Genomic DNA, 20,500 nt, shown 5'->3' with positions numbered 1-20,500 from the left:
CAAGGACTGTGCTCTATCAGTTCAACGCATCGAGCAACGCCTGATTCTGCTCCGGGGTACCAATGGTGATGCGCAGGAACTGGGCGATCCGCGCCTGCTTGAAGTGACGCACGATCACCCCCTGCTCGCGCAGGCGCGCTGCCAGTTCGGCGGCATCCTGCTGCGGGTGCCGGGCAAAGATGAAGTTGGCTGCCGAGGGCAGTACTTCAAAGCCACGGGCAGTGAGTTCAGCTACCACCTTCTCGCGACTGTCGATCACCTTGCGGCAGGTTTCTTCAAAGTAGGCACGGTCCTCGAACGCCGCCGCCGCACCCACAATCGCCATACGGTCCAGTGGATAGGAGTTGAAGCTGTTCTTGATCCGCTCCAGCGCCTCGATCAGGTCCGGATGGCCGACCGCCAGGCCTACCCGCAGGCCGGCCAGCGAACGCGACTTGGACAGGGTCTGGGTGACCAGCAGGTTGTCGTAGCGATCCACCAGGCTGATGGCGGTCTGGCCGCCAAAGTCGATGTAGGCTTCATCGACCACCACCACCGAGTCGGGGTTGGCCTCGAGCAGTTGCTCGATGGCCTCCAGGGCCAGCAGGCAACCGGTCGGCGCGTTGGGGTTGGGGAAGATGATCCCGCCGTTGGCCTTGCGGTAGTCAGCGACCCGAATCTGGAACTGCTCGTCCAGCGCCACTGCTTCAAACGGGATGCCGTACAGGCCGCAGTAGACCGGGTAGAAGCTGTAGCTGATGTCCGGGAACAGCAACGGCGCATCGTGCTGGAACAGGCCATGGAAGATGTGCGCCAGCACTTCATCCGAACCGTTGCCGAGGAACACCTGGTTGCCCTGCACACCGTAGTAGTCCGCTACCGCCTGCTTTAGCAGGTCGCTGTTGGGGTCCGGGTACAGGCGCAGGTTGTCGTTGAGTTCGCCGCGCATGGCTTCCAGCGCCTTGGGCGACGGGCCGTAGGGGTTCTCGTTGGTGTTGAGCTTGACCAGCCTGGCCAGCTTTGGCTGCTCGCCCGGCACGTAAGGCACCAGGTCCTTGACGAAGGGGCTCCAGAATTTACTCATGTTCAGTTCCCCTTCTTGTCGGCAAGGATGCGGTATTCGGCGCTGCGGGCGTGGGCGGTCAGCGACTCGCCACGGGCCAGTACCGAGGCAGTGTGGCCGAGCTCGGAAGCGCCCTGCTCGGAGCAGAAGATGATCGACGAACGCTTCTGGAAGTCATACACCCCCAGCGGCGACGAGAAGCGCGCGGTGCCGGAAGTCGGCAGTACGTGGTTGGGGCCTGCGCAGTAATCGCCCAGGGCTTCGCTGGTGTGGCGGCCCATAAAGATCGCGCCGGCGTGGCGAATCTGCGGCAGCCAGGCCTGCGGGTCGGCGACCGACAGCTCCAGGTGCTCAGGGGCAATGCGGTTGGCAACGTCCATGGCCTGCTGCATGTCGCGCACCTGGATCAGCGCACCACGGCCGTTGATCGAGGTCTTGATGATCTCGGCGCGCTCCATGGTCGGCAGCAACTTGTCGATGCTGGCTGCGACCTTGTCGAGGAATTCGGCGTCGGGGCTGACCAGAATCGCCTGGGCGTCTTCGTCGTGCTCGGCCTGGGAGAACAGGTCCATGGCGATCCAGTCCGGATCGGTCTGGCCGTCACAGACCACGAGAATCTCCGACGGGCCGGCAATCATGTCGATACCGACCTGACCGAACACATGGCGCTTGGCGGTGGCGACATAAATGTTGCCCGGGCCGACCACCTTGTCGACCTGCGGCACGCTTTCGGTGCCATAGGCCAGAGCGGCAACCGCCTGGGCGCCACCGATGGTGAAAACCCGGTCGACACCGGCGATGCAAGCGGCGGCCAGCACCAGCTCATTGACCTCGCCACGCGGGGTCGGCACCACCATGACCACTTCACCAACGCCGGCGACCTTGGCCGGAATCGCGTTCATCAGTACCGATGACGGGTACGACGCCTTGCCGCCCGGCACATACAGGCCGGCACGATCCAGCGGCGTGACCTTCTGGCCAAGCACAGTGCCGTCAGCTTCGGTGTAGCTCCAGGAGTCTTGCTTCTGTCGCTCGTGGTAGCTGCGCACGCGCTCGGCGGCTTTTTCCAGGGCTTCGCGCTGGGCCGGGGTGATGCGGGTCAGGGCCAGTTCCAGGCGCTCGCGACCGAGGATCAGGTCGTCGATCGAAGTCGCCTGCACGCCATCAAAGCGCTGGGTGAACTCCACCAGCGCCGCATCGCCACGCTCGCGCACGGCTTTGATGATGTCGAGTACGCGCTGGTTGACCGCGTCGTCAGAGACACTTTCCCAGCTCAGCAGATGATCCAGATGTCGGGCGAAATCCGGGTCAGCGGCATTGAGTCGGGCGATTGCAGTGGACGTGGTCATAGCGAGGGCCTCATAAATGGCGAATGCTCAGGCGCCCTAAGCTACCAGTCCATCCGCGCGGGCACCCGAGAAAATTGGCTATGACGCGGATAGACGGGCGCGACAGCGAAGGCCGCGCGCAGGAGGTAGAAAGTCTTAGCCGCGGTGTCGCGATTCGACAGCCTGGCGCAAGGTGTCGATCAGGCTCTGGATGCGGGCGTGCTGCATCTTCATCGAAGCCTTGTTGACCACCAGCCGGGAGCTGATGGTGGCAATCAGTTCCTGGGGTTCCAGGCCATTGGCACGCAGGGTGTTACCGGTGTCGACAACGTCGATGATCTTGTCGGCCAGGCCAATCAGCGGCGCCAGCTCCATCGAACCATACAGCTTGATGATATCGACCTGACGGCCTTGTTCGGCATAGTAGCGCTTGGCGACGTTGACGAACTTGGTGGCGATGCGCAGACGGCCCTTGGGCTCGGCAGCGCCGACTTTGCCGGCGGTCATCAGCTTGCACTGGGCAATCTGCAGGTCCAGCGGCTCGTACAAGCCCTGGCCACCGTACTCCATCAGCACGTCCTTGCCGGCCACGCCCAGGTCGGCGGCACCATGCTCGACGTAGGTCGGCACGTCGGTGGCGCGCACGATCAGCAGACGCACGTCTTCCTGAGTCGTCGGGATGATCAGCTTGCGGCTCTTGTCCGGATTTTCGGTCGGCACAATACCGGCTTCCGCCAGCAGCGGCAGGGTATCGTCGAGAATCCGACCTTTGGATAGCGCGATGGTCAACATGGGAAACGTCGGTCCTTATGCGGCTACAGCCGGCCGGGCGCTAACAGGCCCGACCGCATTCAATTCGGTGCAGCAATTGGCTGGCGCGTCCCTGCGCCACTCACAGACTAGCCCGGCACGCGGCGGATCTTGGCGCCGAGCATCTGCAGTTTCTCTTCGATGCACTCATAACCACGGTCGATGTGGTAAATGCGGTCGATCAGGGTATCGCCTTCGGCAACCAGCGCCGACAGCACCAGGCTGGCCGAAGCCCGCAGGTCGGTGGCCATCACTGGAGCGCCTTTGAGGGTTTTGGTCCCGGTAACGATGGCAGTGTTGCCTTCGACCTGGATCAGGGCACCCATGCGGTGCATCTCGTAGACGTGCATGAAGCGGTTTTCGAAGATCGTCTCGATTACCGCGCCAGTGCCTTCGGCAATGGCGTTGAGCGAGATGAACTGCGCCTGCATGTCGGTCGGGAACGCCGGGTACGGAGCGGTACGCAGGTTGACGGCTTTCGGCCGCTTGCCATGCATGTCCAGCTCGATCCAGTCTTCACCGGTGGTAACTTCGGCGCCGGCTTCCTTGAGCTTCTCAAGGACGGCTTCGAGGATGGTCGGATCGGTGTCCTTGACCTTGACGCGACCGCCAGTCACGGCAGCGGCAACCAGGTAGGTACCGGTCTCGATACGGTCAGGCATGACCCGGTAGGTCGCCGAACCCAGGCGCTCGACGCCATCGATGGTGATGGTGTCGGTACCAGCGCCCTGGACTTTCGCGCCCATGGCGTTGAGGAAGTTGGCAAGGTCGACCACTTCCGGTTCGCGCGCAGCGTTTTGCAGCACGCTGCGGCCTTTGGCCAGGGCTGCAGCCATCATGATGTTCTCGGTACCGGTGACACTGACGGTATCGAAGAAGAAGTGCGCGCCACGCAGGCCGCCTTCTGGGGCCTTGGCCTTGATGTAGCCGCCTTCGACCTCGATCTTCGCGCCCATGGCCTCAAGGCCGCGGATGTGCAGGTCGACCGGACGCGAACCAATGGCGCAACCGCCAGGCAGGGCCACTTCGGCTTCGCCAAAACGGGCGACCATCGGGCCCAGTACCAGGATCGAGGCACGCATGGTTTTCACCAGCTCGTACGGCGCGACCAGGGTCTTGATGGTACGCGGGTCGATTTCGACCGAGAGCTTCTCGTCGATCACCGGCTCAATGCCCATGCGGCCGAACAGCTCGATCATCGTGGTGATGTCGTGCAGGTGCGGCAGGTTGCCAACGGTGACCGGGCCATCGCAGAGCAAGGTGGCCGCCAGGATCGGCAGGGCAGCGTTCTTTGCCCCGGAAATGCGGATTTCGCCATCGAGGCGAACGCCGCCAGTAATAATCAGTTTGTCCATTAGAGTCTCGCCGCCAAGTTGGCTCAGGTGCGCTCAGCCCAGGCTGCGCTGCTGAAAAATTTCATGGTTACCGCATGGATGCTGCCATCGGTGATCCACGGGTTAAGGTGAGCATAGATCTGCTGCTGACGCTTGACCGGGCTCAGGCCCGCCAATTCGTCGCTGATCACGTTCAACTGGAAGTTGCAGCCTTCGCCTTCAACTTCGACCCGGGTTCCCGGCAACTTTTCTTCAAGGAAGTTCTTAACTTCTACGGCCTGCATGCTCAACCTCAATCGGCGCCCTTTGCGCGCGGGTCGGCCATCATACAAAAAAGCCCCTCGCCTGCGAACCCCGTAATCGGAGACTCTGACAGAGGGGCCAGTCACTGGCTGGCGGTCATTGACCGGCCAGCACCTCGTCGAGGTCATAAACCTCGGCGATTTCCCGCATATCCTGGGGCATGGCGCGAACCTCGACGGCCTTGCCGGCCGCCTTGCCGTCGCGCATGAAGGCCAGCAGCAGGGACAGGCCGACGCTGCTGGACTTCTCCACCTGCGCGCAATCGAGCACCAGCCCAGGGGCCTTGCACGCCGCAATCAGGGCCTTGCCCTGTTTGCGCAAGGCCGGCCCGCTGCGGTAGTCGAGCACCCCGGCCAGGCTCAATACGCCTGGCTCGCTCATGGTCACGACACTGTCGCTCATTGCCCTTGCTTCTCGGCCGCTTGCTCGGTGCTTTCCTTGGCCTTGGCCACTTCGCCCGCCCAGCCGTCGATGGTCTTGTCCAGATCGTTGCCGTTGCGGTTCATGGCGTCGGCGAACTGGTCACGGAACAGCTTGCCGATGTTGATGCCGTTGACGATGACGTTACGCACCTTCCACTCGCCGTCGAGCCTGGTCAGGGTGTAGGACACCGGATAGACAGCACCGTTGTTGCCCTTGACGCTCATGTCGACGCTGGCACGGTCGTCGCCATCCTTCTTCTCGTTGCCGACGGTAATGCCCTGGTTGTTGTACTCGAGCAGGGCGTTGCCGTAGAACTGCATCAGGCTGCGCTTGAAGTTTTCCTGGAAGCGCTGCATCTGCGCCGGGGTAGCCTTGCGCGAATACTTGACGGTCATGATGCTTTTCGAGATGCCATCGGCATCGACGACCGGCCCCAGGTTGGCATTGAGCGCATCGTAGAAGGCGCTCGGGTTGGCCTTGTATTGCTCCTTGTTGGCTTTCAGGTCAGCCAGCAACTGGGTGGTGGTCTTCTCGATCACCTGCTTGGGTGACAGAGCAGCTGCACTGGCCATCAGCGGCAGTGCTGCCAGCAACACCAGCAAGCCGCGTCGCAGGATAGAAATCATGGAAACTCCTTATTTAGCTTCTTTGCCAACGGTATTGAGCAGGAACTTGCCAATCAGGTCTTCCAGTACCAGCGCCGACTGGGTGTCGTGGATGGTTGCACCATCCTTGAGCACCGCATCTTCTCCGCCCACGCTGATACCGATGTATTTCTCGCCGAGCAGCCCTGCGGTGAGGATAGATGCAGTGGAATCGACAGGCAGGTTATCGACCCGTTTTTCCAGCTGCAGCGTCACCCGACCGGTGAAGGTGTCACGATCCAGATCGATGGCAGTGACCTTGCCGATGGTCACACCGGCCATGGTCACTTTAGCTCTGACCGTCAAACCGGCGATATTGTCGAAGTTGGCATAAAGTTTATACGTGTCGCTGCTCGGGCTCGCCGACAGGCCGCTGACGCGCAGGGCCAGCAGGATCAGCGCCAGGATCCCGGCCAGGAGGAACAGGCCGACACCGATTTCCAGGGTGCGGTTTTGCATCAGAAATCTCCAAACATCAAGGCGGTCAGAATAAAGTCCAGACCCAGGACTGCCAATGAGGCATAGACCACGGTCTTGGTGGTGGCACGACTGATCCCTTCTGAAGTGGGCTCGCAGTCATAACCCTGGAATACGGCAATCCAGGTCACGACGAAGGCAAACACCAGGCTTTTGATCACCCCGTTGAGCACATCGTCGGTAAAGGAAACACTGTTCTGCATGTTGGCCCAGAACGAGCCCTCGTAAACGCCCAGCCAGTCGACGGCAACCCACGAACCACCCCAGATACCGACCACGCTGAAGATCAAAGCCAGCAACGGCAGCGAGATGAAACCGGCCCACAGCCGCGGCGCGACGATGTACTTGAGCGGATCGACACCGATCATTTCCAGGCTGGACAGCTGCTCGGTGGACTTCATGTTGCCGATTTCGGCGGTCAGCGCCGAGCCTGCACGGCCGGCGAACAGCAGCGCGGTAACCACCGGGCCCAGTTCACGCAGCAGGGTCAGGGCGACCATCTGCCCCACCGCCTGCTCCGAACCGTACTTGGTGAGGATGCTGAAGCCCTGCAGGGCCAGGACCATGCCGATGAACACACCGGACACGACGATGATCGCCAGCGACAGCACGCCAACCGAATAGAGCTGGCGAACCAGCAACTGAAAGCCGCCGCCAGTGCCGCTGCGCCCGACCAGCGAATGCAGCAGGAACAGGAAGGAGCGGCCGAGAATGGCCAGCACGTCGATGGCCGATCGGCCAAAGCGACGAATACGTTCGAGTAAGGATTTTCTGCGCATCAACGCTTCCCCAGAAGATCGGCGCGGTAATCCGGCGCAGGAAAGTGAAAGGGCACCGGCCCATCCGGATCGCCTTTCATGAATTGACGAATGCGCGGGTTGTCGGAGCCCATCAGCTCTTGCGGCGTGCCCTGCCCCAATACCTGGCCGTCACCGACCACGTAGATGTAGTCGGCGATGCTGGCGGTTTCGGCCAGGTCGTGAGAAACCACGATGCTGGTGATGCCCAGGGCATCGTTGAGCAGGCGGATCAGCCGCACCAGCACGCCCATGGCAATCGGGTCCTGGCCGACGAACGGTTCATCGTACATGAGGATTTGCGGATCCAGAGCAATCGCCCGGGCCAGCGCCACACGACGTTTCATGCCACCGGATAGCTCGTCGGGCATCAGCTCGATGGCGCCACGCAGGCCAACAGCCTGGAGTTTCATCAGGACTATGTCGCGAATCATCTCGTCAGACAGCTGGGTATGCACGCGCAACGGGAAGGCGACGTTCTCGAACACATCGAGATCGGTGAACAGCGCGCCACTCTGGAACAGCACGCCCATCTGCTTGCGGGCATCGAACAGGTCACTGCGCGACAGGGTCGGCAGGTTCTGCCCGGCCACCCAGACCTCGCCACTGGCCGGGCGCAGTTGTGCACCCATCAGCCGCAGCAGCGTGGTTTTGCCGCACCCGGAAGGCCCCATGATGCCGGTAACCTTGCCACGGGGAATGCGTATGTCGACATTATTGAAGATGCTGCGCGAACCGCGCTTGAAGGAAACGCCCTTCAATTCGACCGCGTAGGCGTTATCAACGCTCATCTAGACTCCTTGCGATGCAGCCTTCTCACTCAGACGCGCGCCCCCTTCGTGGAGGCACGCACGCACCAAGCGGGCCGAACAGCGGCGAACTATAGCACCGCTGATAGGGCCGCCCCAAGGCCGCCGAAGTGCTTGTTCAGCTATGGTTAAGCCAACCGGGCGAATGTATGACAATCACAAGGTGAGGCTTTCGCCCATTACCGCTATAATCGCCGCCTTTTCATCAGGCAATCCGATTTTCGACATGAGCCAATCCAGCGACCTGATCCAATCCGCGCAGCGCACCATCCGTTTCGAACTCGAGGCGGTTGAGGGCCTGCTGGCCCACATCGACGCCGATTTCGTCAAGGCATGCGAGCTGATCCTGGCCAGCAAGGGCCGGGTGGTGGTGGTCGGCATGGGCAAGTCGGGGCACATCGGCAACAAGATCGCCGCGACCCTGGCCAGCACCGGTACGCCGGCGTTTTTCGTTCACCCGGCCGAAGCCAGCCATGGCGACATGGGCATGATCACCCGCGACGACGTGATCCTGGCCCTGTCCAACTCGGGCTCCACCGCCGAGATCGTCACCCTGCTGCCGCTGATCAAGCGACTGGGTATCCAGCTGATCAGCCTCACCGGCAACCCCGATTCGCCCCTGGCCAAGGCCGCCGAGGTCAACCTCGACGCCCGCGTTGCCCAGGAGGCCTGCCCGCTGAACCTGGCACCGACCTCCTCGACTACCGCCGCGCTGGTGCTGGGCGACGCCCTGTCCATCGCCCTGCTCGAGGCCCGCGGCTTTACCGCTGAAGATTTCGCCTTCTCGCACCCCGGCGGCGCCCTCGGCCGACGCCTGCTGCTGAAAGTCGAGAACGTCATGCACGCCGGCGACGAGCTGCCGCAGGTGCAACGCGGCACCCTGCTCAAGGACGCGCTGCTTGAAATGTCTCGCAAGGGCCTGGGCATGACCGTGGTGCTCGAAGCCGACGGACGGTTGGCCGGGATCTTCACCGACGGCGACCTGCGCCGCAGCCTCGATCGCAATATCGACGTGCACAAGACCCTCATCGAAGAAGTCATGACCGCCCACGGCAAGACCGCCCGCGCCGAGATGCTCGCCGCCGAAGCCCTGAAGATCATGGAAGACCACAAGATCAGCGCCCTGGTGGTGATCGACAAGGACGAGCGCCCGGTCGGCGCCCTGAACATGCACGACCTGTTGCGTGCGGGAGTGATGTAAATGACCCAGGACCTGCTCCAGCGCGGCAAGGCCATCAAACTGGCGGTTTTTGACGTAGACGGCGTGCTCACCGACGGTCGCCTGTACTTCCTCGAAGATGGCAGCGAATTCAAGACCTTCAACACCCTCGACGGCCAGGGCATCAAGATGCTCATGAACTCGGGCGTGACCACGGCGATCATCAGCGGTCGCAAGACCCCGGTGGTCGAGCGCCGGGCAAAGAACCTCGGCATTCCTCACCTGTACCAGGGCCGGGAAGATAAACTGGTGGTATTGGACGAGCTTCTTGGCCAGCTCAACCTAAGCTATGAACAGGTCGCCTATCTGGGCGACGACCTGCCTGACCTGCCGGTAATCCGCCGGGTCGGCCTGGGCATGGCGGTGGCCAATGCTGCCGCGTTCGTCCGCGAGCACGCCCACGGGGTAACCCTGGCACGTGGCGGCGAAGGTGCAGCCCGCGAATTCTGCGAACTGATCCTGCAAGCCCAGGGCAACCTCGACGCGGCCAACGCCCATTACCTGTAGAGCGACACATGTTCAGTAAGAAAATCCGCAACATTGCGCTGTTCAGTGTGATCGCCGCCCTGCTGGTGGCGGTCGGCTACTGGAACATCAGCCCCGAGAGCTTCCTCGACAACAAGCCGGTTGCCGGGCCGGACCAGAGCGCCATCGACTATTACGCGGTGAACGCCCACAGCGTGCAGTTTTTGCCTGATGGCAAGATGCAGTACGAGATGACCGCCGACAAGGTCGAGCACCTCAAGGCCAGCGAAGTCACCCTGCTGACCAAGCCCGACCTGCAGATGTACCGCGGCACCACTTATCCGTGGCACGTGCAGAGCGAGCGCGGCGAGGTCAACCCCGACGGCAGCGAAGTCGAACTGATCGATTCGGTAAGGGTCGCCCGCACCGACGAAAAGAACCGCACCATGATCATTACCAGCAGCCGCATGACGGTATTCCCGCAGAAGCAATATGCGCAAACCGAGCAAGCCGTTAGAATCGACGGCGCCGGTGGCGTCACTACGGGCAATGGAATGAAAGCGTATTTGAAAGACGGCAGGATGGACCTGCTGTCCAACGTAAGAGGACAGTATGAGGCTCGTTAAAACCCTCCCCTTTTTGCTCAGCCTGAGCGCAGCACTGGGAAGCGCGAGCGCCTGGGCCCTGCCGAACGACCGTGACCAGCCGATCCGCATCCAGGCCGACCACGCTCAACTGGACGACAAAAAAGGCATCGCCACCTACACCGGTGACGTGATCATCACCCAGGGTTCGATGATGATCAAAGGCAACACCGTGACCATCACCCGTACCGCCGGTGGCGACATCGACGTGGTGACCTCGGTGGGCAACCTGGCCTACTTCGAGCAGCAGCAGAGCGCCGCCAAGCCAGACAAGATGCAGGGCTACGGCAAGACCATCCAGTACAATGCGCCGCAAAACCGCATCGTCCTGATCGACCGCGCCAAGGTCATCAACGAAGGCAACACCACCGAGGGCGAGAAAATCGTCTACGACACGGTGAAACAGATCGCTACCGCCGGTCGAGGTGGCAAAGTCACCGAGTCGCGTCCGCGTATCGACATGGTGATCCAGCCGAAGAAGAAGGCCGAGTAAATGGCAACCCTCAAAGCCCAGCACCTGGCCAAGAGCTACAAGAGCCGGCAAGTGGTCCGCGACGTCAGCCTGTCGATCGACAGTGGCCAGATCGTCGGCCTGCTCGGCCCTAACGGCGCCGGCAAGACCACCTGCTTCTACATGATCGTCGGCCTGGTCCAGGCCGACCAGGGCCGCGTCCTGATCGACGACCTCGATGTCAGCCACCAGCCCATGCACGGCCGCGCCCGCGCCGGTATCGGCTACCTGCCGCAGGAAGCCTCGATCTTCCGCAAGCTGTCGGTGGCCGACAACATCATGGCGATCCTCGAAACCCGCAAGGACCTGGACCGCGATGGCCGGCGCAAAGAGCTGGAAAGCCTGCTGCAGGAGTTCCACATCAGCCACATCCGCGACAACCTCGGCATGAGCCTCTCCGGTGGTGAACGCCGCCGCGTCGAGATTGCCCGCGCCCTGGCCACCGCGCCCAAGTTCATCCTGCTCGACGAACCCTTTGCCGGTGTCGACCCTATTTCGGTCGGCGACATCAAGCAGATCATCCACCACCTGAAGGCCAAGGGTATTGGCGTTCTGATCACCGACCACAACGTCCGTGAAACCCTGGATATCTGCGAAACCGCTTACATCGTCAACGATGGCCAACTGATCGCCGAAGGCGATGCAGAGACCATCCTGGCCAACGACCTGGTCAAAGAGGTTTACCTCGGCCATGAGTTCCGCCTGTAGGCTCAAGGTGTAAGGCGCTGCCGGAGCGCTCGTAAACAAGCCAGATAATGGCTTAATTGTTACGGCGCTCTAGGCAAACGCTGCAATTTCAGGCATATAATTTGCTTAAAGTTGGCGCTTCGGTGCCCTTGTAGTGGATGGCGCATGTGCGCCGGCAAATAAGGTGTTAAGCCCCTGCCATGAAACCATCGCTCGTCCTAAGAATGGGCCAGCAACTGACGATGACCCCGCAGTTGCAACAGGCCATACGTCTGCTCCAGCTTTCTACCCTGGACCTCCAGCAGGAAATCCAGGAAGCGCTGGAATCAAACCCGATGCTCGAGCGCCAGGAAGAAGGCGACGACTTCGACAACAGCGACCCGATGGCCGACAACGCCGAGAGCAAACCCGTCGCCGACGTTCAGGAAACCAGCTTCCAGGAGACCGCCCCAACGGTGGACAACCTCGAAGAGGGCGAGTGGAACGAGCGCATCCCCAACGAGTTGCCGGTCGACACCGCCTGGGAAGACATCTACCAGACCAGCGCCAGCAGCCTGCCCAGCAACGACGATGACGAGTGGGACTTCACCACCCGCACTTCGGCTGGCGAAAGCTTGCAGAGCCACCTGCTCTGGCAGCTCAACCTGGCACCGATGTCCGACACCGACCGGCTGATCGCCGTGACCCTGATCGACTGCATCAACAACCAGGGTTATCTCGACGAAACCCTGGAAGAAGTCTGCGAATCCTTCGACCCCGAGCTCGACATCGAGCTGGATGAAGTCGAAGCCGTGCTGCACCGTATCCAGCAATTCGAACCCGCCGGCATCGGCGCGCGCAACCTCAGCGAGTGCCTGTTGCTGCAACTGCGCCAGCTGCCGCCGCGTACCCCGTGGATGGCCGAAGCCCAGCGTCTGGTCAGCGACTACATCGACCTGCTCGGCGGCCGCGACTACAGCCAGCTGATGCGCCGCATGAAGCTCAAGGAAGACGAGCTGCGCCAGGTCATCGAACTGGTACAGAGCCTCAACCCGCGCCCGGGCTCGCAAATCGAGTCCAGCGAAGCCGAGTACGTGGTGCCCGACGTGATCGTGCGCAAGGACAACGAGCGCTGGCTGGTCGAACTCAACCAGGAAGCAGTCCCGCGCCTGCGGGTCAACCCGCAGTACGCCGGTTTCGTCCGTCGCGCCGACACCAGCGCCGACAACACCTTCATGCGCAACCAGTTGCAGGAGGCGCGCTGGTTCATCAAGAGCCTGCAAAGCCGCAACGAAACCCTGATGAAGGTCGCCACCCAGATCGTCGAGCACCAGCGCGGCTTCCTCGATCACGGTGACGAGGCGATGAAGCCGCTGGTGCTGCACGACATCGCCGAAGCGGTGGGCATGCACGAGTCGACCATTTCCCGGGTGACCACGCAGAAATACATGCACACGCCGCGCGGAATTTACGAGCTGAAGTACTTTTTCTCCAGCCACGTCAGCACCTCCGAAGGCGGCGAATGCTCGTCCACAGCGATCCGCGCAATCATCAAGAAACTAGTTGCAGCGGAAAATCAGAAAAAGCCATTGAGTGACAGCAAGATCGCTGGTTTACTGGAGGCACAAGGCATCCAGGTAGCACGTCGCACCGTCGCCAAGTACCGCGAGTCCCTCGGCATCGCACCGTCGAGCGAGCGCAAGCGATTGATGTAACGGCTCCTGAGGTGTGCCACCGCAGTTCAGTGGCAGGCGCAATACCTGCCTCTTATGCACCGGCAACAAAGGAGAAGCTGTATGCAAGTCAATATCAGTGGACAGCATGTAGAAGTTACTCAGCCCCTGCGTGAGTACGTCGAGCAGAAATTGAAACGACTGGAGGGGCATTTCGACAAGATTACCAATGTGACGGTAATCATGAAGGTCGAGAAGCTGCAGCAGAAGATTGAAGCGACGCTGTTCATTCCCGGCGGCGAAGTGGTTGCAAATGCCGAACACCAAGACATGTATGCAGCGATCGACGCCTTGACCGACAAGCTCGACCGCCAACTGAAAAAACACAAGGAAAAACAGCAAAGCCTGCTGCAAGGTGCAGCGGCCCGCTGATCCCCCTCATCCATGATCCGACTTGAAACCATCCTGACCCCCGGCCGTTCCCTTGTGAACGTGCCGGGCGGCAGTAAAAAGCGTGCGCTCGAACAGATCGCCAATCTGATCGGCAGAGAAGTGCCCGAGCTGGACACCCAGATCGTGTACGAAGCCTTGATCGCCCGGGAGAAACTGGGCTCCACCGGCTTCGGCAACGGCATTGCCATTCCCCACTGCCGCCTCAAGGGCTGTGAGTCGCCGGTCAGCGCGCTGCTGCACCTTGACGCCCCTATCGATTTCGACGCCATCGATGGCGCCCCGGTCGACCTGCTGTTCGTACTGCTGGTCCCGGAAGCGGCTACCGATGCGCACCTGGAGCTGCTGCGCCAGATCGCCAGCATGCTCGATAGCAAGGACGTACGCGAAAAGCTGCGTGCGGCCACCAGTAACGAAGCCTTGTACCAGGTCGTACTGGACGTACAGAACGGGCATTGAACATGCGCTTGATCATCGTTAGCGGCCGGTCTGGCTCCGGCAAGAGTACCGCCCTCGATGTACTTGAGGACAACGGCTACTACTGCATCGACAACCTGCCTGCTGGCTTGCTGCCGCAACTGGCCGAAAGCGCCCTGATCAACACGGAATTGATGCAGCCCAAGGTGGCCGTTTCGATTGACGCGCGCAACTTGCCCAGCCACTTGTCGCGCTTTCCCGAGCTGCTTGAGGACGCCCGTAGCCGGCACATCCAGTGTGATGTGCTGTACCTGGATGCCGATGAAGAAACATTGCTCAAGCGCTTCTCGGAAACCCGCCGCCGCCACCCGCTGACCAACAACGAACGCTCGCTGGCCGAAGCGATCGAAGTCGAAAGCGAGCTGCTCGGGCCGATTGCCGACCTCGCCGACCTGAAGATCGATACCACCAACCTGAACCTGTATCAGTTGCGTGACTCGATCAAATTGCGCCTGCTCAACCAGCCGGAGCCCGGTACGGCCTTCCTGGTCGAATCCTTCGGTTTCAAACGCGGCATGCCGGTCGATGCCGACCTGGTGTTCGATGTGCGCTGCCTGCCCAACCCTTACTGGAAGCCGGAACTGCGCGACCATTCGGGCCTGGAGCAACCGGTGATCGATTACCTGGCTGCGCAGCCGGATGTCGAGGACATGTTCCAGGACATCTCCAGCTACCTGCTCAAGTGGTTACCGCGCTTTGCCGCCAGCAACCGTGCCTATGTCACCATTGCCATTGGCTGCACGGGTGGCCACCACCGTTCGGTGTACCTGACCGAGCGTCTGGGCCAGTTACTGCAACAATCGTTAAAGAATGTCCAGGTTCGCCACCGCGACCTCTAGCCCACAGGACCAGCGCCTCGATGCCCGCAAAAGAAATCACCATCATCAACAAGCTGGGGCTGCACGCCCGGGCAGCGGCAAAGTTCGTTGGCGTTGCGGGCAAGTTTCCCTGCCAGGTTCGCGTTGGGCGTAATCCGCAATCCCTGGTTGATGGCAAGAGCATCATGGCGGTCATGATGCTGGCGGCCGGCAAGGGCACCGCCATTCATCTGCACACCGAGGGCGAGCAGGACGATGATGCACTCAACGCCCTGATCGAACTGATCAACAATTACTTCGACGAGGGCGAGTAACCGCCCCCGTTTTCTCACGAAAGCGCCGTATCCATCACCATCATCAGGCAGAAGCCGATGCACAGGCCCAGGCTGGCTAGCCGGTGATGGCCATTGCTGCGCGACTCGGGAATGATTTCCTGGGTCACGACCAGCAACATCGCCCCGGCAGCACACGCCAAGCCCAGTGGCAGCAACAACTCTGCCACGGTCACCAGCCAGGCACACACCACCGCTGCCAGCGGCTCGACCAGACCAGAAGCCGCACCAATCAGAAACGCCTTGAAGCGGGCCATCCCCGCCCCTGCCAACACCAGGGCGATCACCAGGCCTTCCGGCACATCCTGCAGGGCAATGCCCATGGCAAGGCTGTCGGCATCGGGCATGCCACCACCGGCAGACACGCCAATGGCCATGCCTTCGGGGATGTTATGGGCAATGATGGCAATGACGAACACCCAGATCCGCGCGGCGATCACCGGTTGCTGCGGCGTGCCGACCAGGGCCTCGGGCGATGCACCGGACACCTTGAGGTCGACCAGGTACAGGCAGAAGGCCCCGAACAGCAAGCCGAAGCTGACCAAACCACCGGCGCCCCATTTACCCAGGCCAATGGCCTGGGCGGCATCCAGCCCGGGAATGATCAGCGAAAAGGCCGTGGCCGCCAGCATCACCCCGGCACCAAAGCCCAGCAAGGTATCGGCCAACGCCACTGGCATGTTGCGGATCACCAGCACCGGCACCGCGCCCAAGGCCGTACCCAGGGCGCACAGCGCACCGCCTTCGAGCGCCCGTAACATGCGCGGCTCCAGGTCCAGCCAGGCGATACCCTGGGCCACCAGCAGGGCGAAGCCGACCAGCAGCAACAGGGTACCGAGCGCCAGGCGAAACAGCCGCACGCCGGCAATCGACATTACATCCGAACGCATTGCGCTGCGACTCACACAAGCGCAGCTGCGTAACGACGCTCTACCTCGGACCAGTCGATCACGTTGTAGAAGGCGTTGATGTATTCCGGACGACGGTTCTGGTACAGCAGATAGTAAGCATGCTCCCAGACGTCCAGGCCGAGGATTGGCGTATTGCCGGTCATCAGCGGGCTGTCCTGATTACCACTGCTTTCAACCACCAGGGTCTTGGCCGGGGTCACGCTCAGCCAGGCCCAGCCGCTGCCAAAGCGAGTCAGCGCAGCCTTGGTGAAGGCGTCCTTGAACGCCTCGAAGCCACCCAATTGCTCATCAATGGCCTTGGCCACAGCGCCTTGTGGCAGGCCGCCGCCCTGGGGCGACATCACGGTCCAGAACAGCGAATGGTTGGCGTGACCGCCGCCCTGGTTGATTACCGCGTTGTGCAATTTTTCCGGAAGTTGCTTGACGCTGGCCACCAGTTTTTCCACCGGCCACTCGGCATACTCGCTGCCTTCGACCGCCGCGTTGAGGTTGTTGATGTAAGTCTGGTGGTGCTTGCTGTGGTGAATCTGCATGGTCTGGGTATCGATGTGCGGTTCCAGCGCATCGTAGGCGTAAGGCAATGCAGGCAAGGTATAAGGCATATCACTGGATTCCATATTGTAGGACTGAAGGCGCGGCGCTTTCCTGGCCGGCATGCAGGGCCGGCTGCGGCTCGTGCCGGTAGAGCAGACGTTCGGTACGGGGGTACTGGCCGTACTCGCTGATGAAGCTCAGCAACTCGGTGTAGGTCTTGCTGCTGTGGCGCAACGCAGCTTCGCGCAGTATCGGCGCCATGCGCGGGTCCTGGGCGGTCTGCAACAACCGCTGGTGAATGGCGCACAGGTACTCGGCGCTTTCCTGCGGCTGATTCAGCCGCAGGTGCAGGTCAGCCAGGTTGTGGTGGGCGATGACGCACACGGCCACCGCTTCGTCGGCGTCATGCCAGCGTTCGAACAACACCTGGGCAAGCGCCAGGGCTTGCAGATACAACTCGCGGGCATCGACCAACTCGCCCTGTTCGAACAGGCGGTTGGCAATTTCGGTGGTGCGTTTCCAGTGCTGCATGACAAACCTCCAGAGCGGTGGGCCGGCTCAGATCCCGCCGGCGGTGAGCTTTTCCGGATCGAGCAGCGCTTCAAGCTGGCTGCGCGGCAGGTCGGTGTTTTCGAGGGCTACGTCGATAATCGGGCGGCCTTGCTTGTAAGCGGTCTTGGCGATTTCGGCAGCCTTCTGGTAGCCGATGATCGGGTTCAGGGCAGTGACCAGAATCGGGTTGCGCGCCAGGGCTTCCTTGAGCTTGGGTTCATTGACCGTGAAGCTGGCAATCGCCTTGTCGGCCAGCAAGCGGCTGGCATTGGCCATCAGCTCGATGCTGCTGAGCAGGTTCTGGGCAATAATCGGCAGCATCACGTTGAGTTCGAAGTTGCCCGACTGCCCGGCCACGGCGATGGTCGCGTCGTTGCCGATCACCTGCGCGGCGACCATGGCAGTCGCTTCCGGGATTACCGGGTTGACCTTGCCTGGCATGATCGAAGAGCCCGGCTGCAAGCCTTCGAGCTCGATTTCGCCCAGGCCGGCCAGCGGCCCGGAGTTCATCCAGCGCAGGTCATTGGCGATTTTCATCAGTGCCACAGCGGTGGTCTTGAGCTGGCCGGATACCGCCACAGCGGTGTCTTGCGAACCAATCAAGGCGAACAGGTTGTGCCCCGGAACAAATTCGACGCCGGTAAGCGCTGTCAGTTGCTGGCTGAAGCGCGCAGCGAACTCAGGATGGGCATTGATGCCAGTGCCCACGGCGGTGCCGCCCTGGGCCAGGGCTTGCAGGCTTGGCAAGGTGGCTTGCAGATGAGCAATGGCCGCCTTGACTTGCGCCGACCATCCACCCAGCACCTGGCTCATGCGCACCGGCATGGCATCCATCAGGTGGGTGCGGCCGGTCTTGATGAACGGATGCACCTGCTCGGCCTTGGCGTCGATCACCTTGACCAGATGCTGCAGCGCCGGCAGCAACTGCTCGTGCAGGGCCAGCGCGGCACTGACATGAATGGTGGTGGGGATAATGTCGTTGCTGCTTTGCCCGCAGTTGACGTGATCGTTGGGGTTGACCGTATCGCCCAGCACGCGGCTGGCCAGGGTCGCGATCACCTCGTTGGCGTTCATGTTCGAACTGGTACCGGAGCCGGTCTGGAAGATATCCACCGGGAAATGCTGCATGAAGTCAGCGGCCAGCAACTGCTCCACGGCTTTGACGATCGCCTCGCCGCGGGCCTGCTCCAGTTGCTTGAGCTCGATGTTGGCCTTGGCCGCAGCAGCCTTGGCCAGCAGTAGTGCGCGAATGAACTGGGTCGGCATGCGTTGCTGGCTGATCGGGAAGTTGTTTACCGCGCGCTGGGTCTGGGCGCCATACAGGGCCTCGGCTGGCACCAGCAGTTCACCCATGCTGTCGCGCTCGATACGGGTATTACTCATCATCAAGTCCTTGCATCAGTTCATCGTAGGAAATCGAAGGCAGCAGTACGCAGTTCGCCAGTTGCAGGGCGAAGGGCTGCCAGCGCTGGTTGTTTTCGCGCCGATCGAGGTTGCGCAGCTCCAGCAGCGGCCGCCAGGCCTGGTCCAGGCACAGGCAGCGCCAATGCCAGGGCAGCGCGCGATCGCAGGCGGTGTCCAGCAGCAGGCGGAATGAAGTCAAGGCGATGGTCCAGGCGCTGGTATCGGTGCAACACACCAGGTAACGGCCTTCGGTGAGGTAGTGCTCGATCAGGCGCGGCTCGTCCGGATCGAGTGCACAGCGAATGCGCCGGCTCAGCCAGCGCCAGTTTTCCAGGTAGGGCAATTCGTGGAGGACTGGTTTCATGAACATCATCGCCTAGATAATGATATTCATTATTAAGTGATAATCAGAATCAGTTCAACAAAATGAAAAAAGAAAAACAAAAAGCCCGACACATGGCCGGGCTTCGAAGGGGGAGCAACACCGGGCGTTAACTGCCCGCGACGGTCATCCGCTCGATCAGCACCGAGCCTGTGTGAATATTGCTGCGGGTTTCCAGATCATTACCAATCGCGACAATTTGCTGGAACATATCCTTCATATTACCGGCGATCGTCACTTCCTGAACGGCGAACTGAATCTCGCCGTTTTCTACCCAGTAGCCTGCAGCACCGCGCGAGTAGTCGCCGGTGACCATGTTCAGACCATGGCCCATCAGCTCGGTAACCAGCAGTCCACGACCCATGCGCCGCAGCAGGGCAGCCTGGTCTTCGACCCCATGGGTGACGAACAGGTTGTGCACGCCGCCGGCGTTGGCGGTGCTCGGCAAGCCCAGCTTGCGCCCGGAATAGGTACCCAGCACGTAGGACACCAGTTGGCCGTTTTCAACGAATGGCTTGGCATAGGTGGCCAGGCCGTCACCATCGAACGCGGCGCTGCCCAGGGCACGCTGCAGGTGCGGGCGCTCGTCCAGGGTCAGCCAGGTCGGGAACAGCCGTTGGCCCATGGCACCATCGAGGAACGAAGACTTGCGGTACAGGTTGCCGCCGGAAATCGCCGAAAGGAAGCTGCCGAACAGCCCCCCTGCCAGCTCGGCCGAGAACAGTACCGGCACTTCACAGGTGGGTACCGGACGCGCGCCCAGGCGGCTGGCTGCCCGTTGCGCAGCGCGGATACCGATGCTGCGCGGGTCGGCGAGCAATTCGCCCTGGCGATTGACGTCATACCAGTAGTCGCGCTGCATCTGCCCGTCGGCTTCGGCAATCATCACGCAGCTCAGGCTGTGCCGGGTCGAAGCGTAGCCGCCGATAAAGCCATGGCTGTTGCCATACACGCGACAGCCCTGGTGGGTGTTGAGGGTGGTGCCGTCGGCGTTCTTGATCCGCGCATCGGCATCGAAAGCTGCGGCTTCGCACTCCAGGGCCTTTTCGATGGCCTGCTCAGGGGTGATGTCCCAGGCATGATAGAGGTCGAAATCCGCCTGCTCGCGGGCCATCAGCGCCGGATCGGCAAGCCCGGCGCACTCGTCTTCGGAAGTGTGCTTGGCAATTGCCAGGGCGGCGGCGACGGTTTCCCGGATCGCCTCGCTGCCGCTGGCCGAGGTGCTCGCCGAGCCTTTGCGCTGGCCCACGTACAAGGTGATGCCAAAACCCTGGTCACGGTTGAATTCGACGGTCTCGACTTCACGCTGGCGCACCGAAGTCGACAACCCCTGCTCCAGCGATACCGCCACTTCGCAGGCGCTGGCACCCTGGCGCCGGGCTTCGGCAATGATCTGTTCGACCTGTTCCTGCAACGCCGGCAGGGCCTGCGGACCTACGCTCTGGACTGCACTCATGGTTTTCTCCACTCAAATTCTGCGTTCGGCGCGGGTCAA

General features: G+C 61.6%; 26 protein-coding genes. 10 read left to right on the top strand and 16 right to left on the bottom strand.

Going from position 1 to position 20,500, the window contains the following annotated elements; all coding sequences use genetic code 11:
• Positions 1-16: 16 nt before the first annotated feature.
• The 10 genes from hisC to ACZ9A3_RS01680 all read right to left on the bottom strand — a co-directional run bounded on the left by hisC (position 17) and on the right by ACZ9A3_RS01680 (position 7,949).
• On the bottom strand, positions 17-1,063 hold the full coding sequence (gene hisC / locus ACZ9A3_RS01725) for a histidinol-phosphate transaminase (RefSeq protein ID WP_093388186.1): 1,047 nt from the start codon (positions 1,061-1,063) through the stop codon (positions 17-19).
• 2 nt (positions 1,064-1,065) lie between these two features.
• Positions 1,066-2,391 (bottom strand): histidinol dehydrogenase, encoded by a 1,326-nt coding sequence (hisD, locus tag ACZ9A3_RS01720; RefSeq protein WP_213602325.1) that lies wholly within the window; start codon positions 2,389-2,391, stop codon positions 1,066-1,068.
• A gap of 135 nt (positions 2,392-2,526) precedes the next feature.
• Positions 2,527-3,162: an ATP phosphoribosyltransferase gene (gene hisG / locus ACZ9A3_RS01715; protein WP_038996931.1), complete on the bottom strand. Its 636-nt coding sequence runs from the start codon at positions 3,160-3,162 to the stop codon at positions 2,527-2,529.
• A gap of 107 nt (positions 3,163-3,269) precedes the next feature.
• Positions 3,270-4,535 (bottom strand): UDP-N-acetylglucosamine 1-carboxyvinyltransferase, encoded by a 1,266-nt coding sequence (murA, locus tag ACZ9A3_RS01710; protein WP_010223372.1) that lies wholly within the window; start codon positions 4,533-4,535, stop codon positions 3,270-3,272.
• 23 nt (positions 4,536-4,558) lie between these two features.
• Positions 4,559-4,798: a BolA family protein gene (locus ACZ9A3_RS01705; protein WP_093388180.1), complete on the bottom strand. Its 240-nt coding sequence runs from the start codon at positions 4,796-4,798 to the stop codon at positions 4,559-4,561.
• 115 nt (positions 4,799-4,913) lie between these two features.
• Positions 4,914-5,219, bottom strand: a complete 306-nt coding sequence (locus ACZ9A3_RS01700) for an STAS domain-containing protein (RefSeq protein WP_045196361.1) — start codon at positions 5,217-5,219, stop codon at positions 4,914-4,916.
• Positions 5,216-5,866, bottom strand: coding sequence for an MlaC/ttg2D family ABC transporter substrate-binding protein (locus ACZ9A3_RS01695; RefSeq protein ID WP_045196359.1), 651 nt, complete (start codon positions 5,864-5,866; stop codon positions 5,216-5,218). Before ACZ9A3_RS01695 ends, ACZ9A3_RS01700 begins: the two co-directional genes overlap by 4 nt.
• Before the next feature lie 9 nt (positions 5,867-5,875).
• On the bottom strand, positions 5,876-6,343 hold the full coding sequence (gene mlaD / locus ACZ9A3_RS01690; protein WP_010223376.1) for an outer membrane lipid asymmetry maintenance protein MlaD: 468 nt from the start codon (positions 6,341-6,343) through the stop codon (positions 5,876-5,878).
• Positions 6,343-7,140 carry a lipid asymmetry maintenance ABC transporter permease subunit MlaE gene (gene mlaE / locus ACZ9A3_RS01685; RefSeq protein ID WP_045196357.1) on the bottom strand — a complete coding sequence of 266 codons (798 nt, stop codon included), beginning with the start codon at positions 7,138-7,140 and terminating at the stop codon, positions 6,343-6,345. Before mlaE ends, mlaD begins: the two co-directional genes overlap by 1 nt.
• Positions 7,140-7,949 carry an ATP-binding cassette domain-containing protein gene (locus ACZ9A3_RS01680; protein ID WP_045196354.1) on the bottom strand — a complete coding sequence of 270 codons (810 nt, stop codon included), beginning with the start codon at positions 7,947-7,949 and terminating at the stop codon, positions 7,140-7,142. The genes mlaE and ACZ9A3_RS01680 overlap by 1 nt, the downstream gene beginning before the upstream one ends.
• Positions 7,950-8,193: 244 nt before the next feature.
• On the opposite strand from ACZ9A3_RS01680, the gene ACZ9A3_RS01675 reads away from it, so the two are divergent.
• From ACZ9A3_RS01675 to ACZ9A3_RS01630, 10 genes are all read left to right on the top strand, one after another.
• Positions 8,194-9,168 carry a KpsF/GutQ family sugar-phosphate isomerase gene (locus ACZ9A3_RS01675; RefSeq protein ID WP_045196353.1) on the top strand — a complete coding sequence of 325 codons (975 nt, stop codon included), beginning with the start codon at positions 8,194-8,196 and terminating at the stop codon, positions 9,166-9,168.
• Positions 9,169-9,693 carry a KdsC family phosphatase gene (locus ACZ9A3_RS01670; protein WP_045196351.1) on the top strand — a complete coding sequence of 175 codons (525 nt, stop codon included), beginning with the start codon at positions 9,169-9,171 and terminating at the stop codon, positions 9,691-9,693.
• A gap of 8 nt (positions 9,694-9,701) precedes the next feature.
• Positions 9,702-10,277 (top strand): LPS export ABC transporter periplasmic protein LptC, encoded by a 576-nt coding sequence (lptC, locus tag ACZ9A3_RS01665; RefSeq protein ID WP_045196349.1) that lies wholly within the window; start codon positions 9,702-9,704, stop codon positions 10,275-10,277.
• Positions 10,264-10,788 (top strand): lipopolysaccharide transport periplasmic protein LptA, encoded by a 525-nt coding sequence (gene lptA, locus ACZ9A3_RS01660; RefSeq protein ID WP_045196347.1) that lies wholly within the window; start codon positions 10,264-10,266, stop codon positions 10,786-10,788. The genes lptC and lptA overlap by 14 nt, the downstream gene beginning before the upstream one ends.
• Positions 10,789-11,514: an LPS export ABC transporter ATP-binding protein gene (lptB, locus tag ACZ9A3_RS01655; protein ID WP_038996944.1), complete on the top strand. Its 726-nt coding sequence runs from the start codon at positions 10,789-10,791 to the stop codon at positions 11,512-11,514.
• A gap of 179 nt (positions 11,515-11,693) precedes the next feature.
• Positions 11,694-13,187, top strand: a complete 1,494-nt coding sequence (locus tag ACZ9A3_RS01650) for an RNA polymerase factor sigma-54 (protein WP_045196344.1) — start codon at positions 11,694-11,696, stop codon at positions 13,185-13,187.
• An 81-nt stretch (positions 13,188-13,268) separates the two neighbouring features.
• A complete protein-coding gene (gene hpf / locus ACZ9A3_RS01645) occupies positions 13,269-13,577 on the top strand; it encodes a ribosome hibernation-promoting factor, HPF/YfiA family (protein WP_010223385.1) in 309 nt (102 codons plus the stop codon).
• Positions 13,578-13,589: 12 nt separating this feature from the next.
• A complete protein-coding gene (gene ptsN / locus ACZ9A3_RS01640; protein ID WP_045196342.1) occupies positions 13,590-14,054 on the top strand; it encodes a PTS IIA-like nitrogen regulatory protein PtsN in 465 nt (154 codons plus the stop codon).
• 2 nt (positions 14,055-14,056) lie between these two features.
• Positions 14,057-14,911 carry an RNase adapter RapZ gene (rapZ, locus tag ACZ9A3_RS01635; RefSeq protein ID WP_045196339.1) on the top strand — a complete coding sequence of 285 codons (855 nt, stop codon included), beginning with the start codon at positions 14,057-14,059 and terminating at the stop codon, positions 14,909-14,911.
• A 20-nt stretch (positions 14,912-14,931) separates the two neighbouring features.
• Positions 14,932-15,204 carry an HPr family phosphocarrier protein gene (locus ACZ9A3_RS01630; protein WP_045196337.1) on the top strand — a complete coding sequence of 91 codons (273 nt, stop codon included), beginning with the start codon at positions 14,932-14,934 and terminating at the stop codon, positions 15,202-15,204.
• 14 nt (positions 15,205-15,218) lie between these two features.
• Here the strand turns inward: ACZ9A3_RS01630 and ACZ9A3_RS01625 are convergent, their stop codons facing one another.
• From ACZ9A3_RS01625 to pmbA, 6 genes are all read right to left on the bottom strand, one after another.
• Positions 15,219-16,112, bottom strand: a complete 894-nt coding sequence (locus tag ACZ9A3_RS01625; protein ID WP_045196335.1) for a ZIP family metal transporter — start codon at positions 16,110-16,112, stop codon at positions 15,219-15,221.
• 11 nt (positions 16,113-16,123) lie between these two features.
• Complete coding sequence (locus ACZ9A3_RS01620; RefSeq protein ID WP_213602331.1) at positions 16,124-16,735, bottom strand: superoxide dismutase; 612 nt, start codon at positions 16,733-16,735, stop codon at positions 16,124-16,126.
• Position 16,736: 1 nt separating this feature from the next.
• The gene (locus ACZ9A3_RS01615; protein WP_093388174.1) at positions 16,737-17,198 is read right to left on the bottom strand and encodes a hypothetical protein; all 462 of its coding nucleotides are present in this window, start codon (positions 17,196-17,198) and stop codon (positions 16,737-16,739) included.
• Positions 17,199-17,225: 27 nt separating this feature from the next.
• Complete coding sequence (locus ACZ9A3_RS01610; RefSeq protein WP_045196328.1) at positions 17,226-18,602, bottom strand: class II fumarate hydratase; 1,377 nt, start codon at positions 18,600-18,602, stop codon at positions 17,226-17,228.
• Positions 18,595-18,996: a FagA protein gene (locus ACZ9A3_RS01605; protein WP_082075425.1), complete on the bottom strand. Its 402-nt coding sequence runs from the start codon at positions 18,994-18,996 to the stop codon at positions 18,595-18,597. Before ACZ9A3_RS01605 ends, ACZ9A3_RS01610 begins: the two co-directional genes overlap by 8 nt.
• A gap of 118 nt (positions 18,997-19,114) precedes the next feature.
• Positions 19,115-20,461, bottom strand: coding sequence for a metalloprotease PmbA (gene pmbA / locus ACZ9A3_RS01600; protein ID WP_045196325.1), 1,347 nt, complete (start codon positions 20,459-20,461; stop codon positions 19,115-19,117).
• Positions 20,462-20,500: the final 39 nt, after the last annotated feature.

The sequence above is a fragment of the Pseudomonas sp. TE4620 genome, from assembly GCF_056279045.1.
The sequence above is the reverse complement of the archived record's forward strand: the minus strand, read 5'-3'. Positions and strand labels throughout refer to the sequence as shown.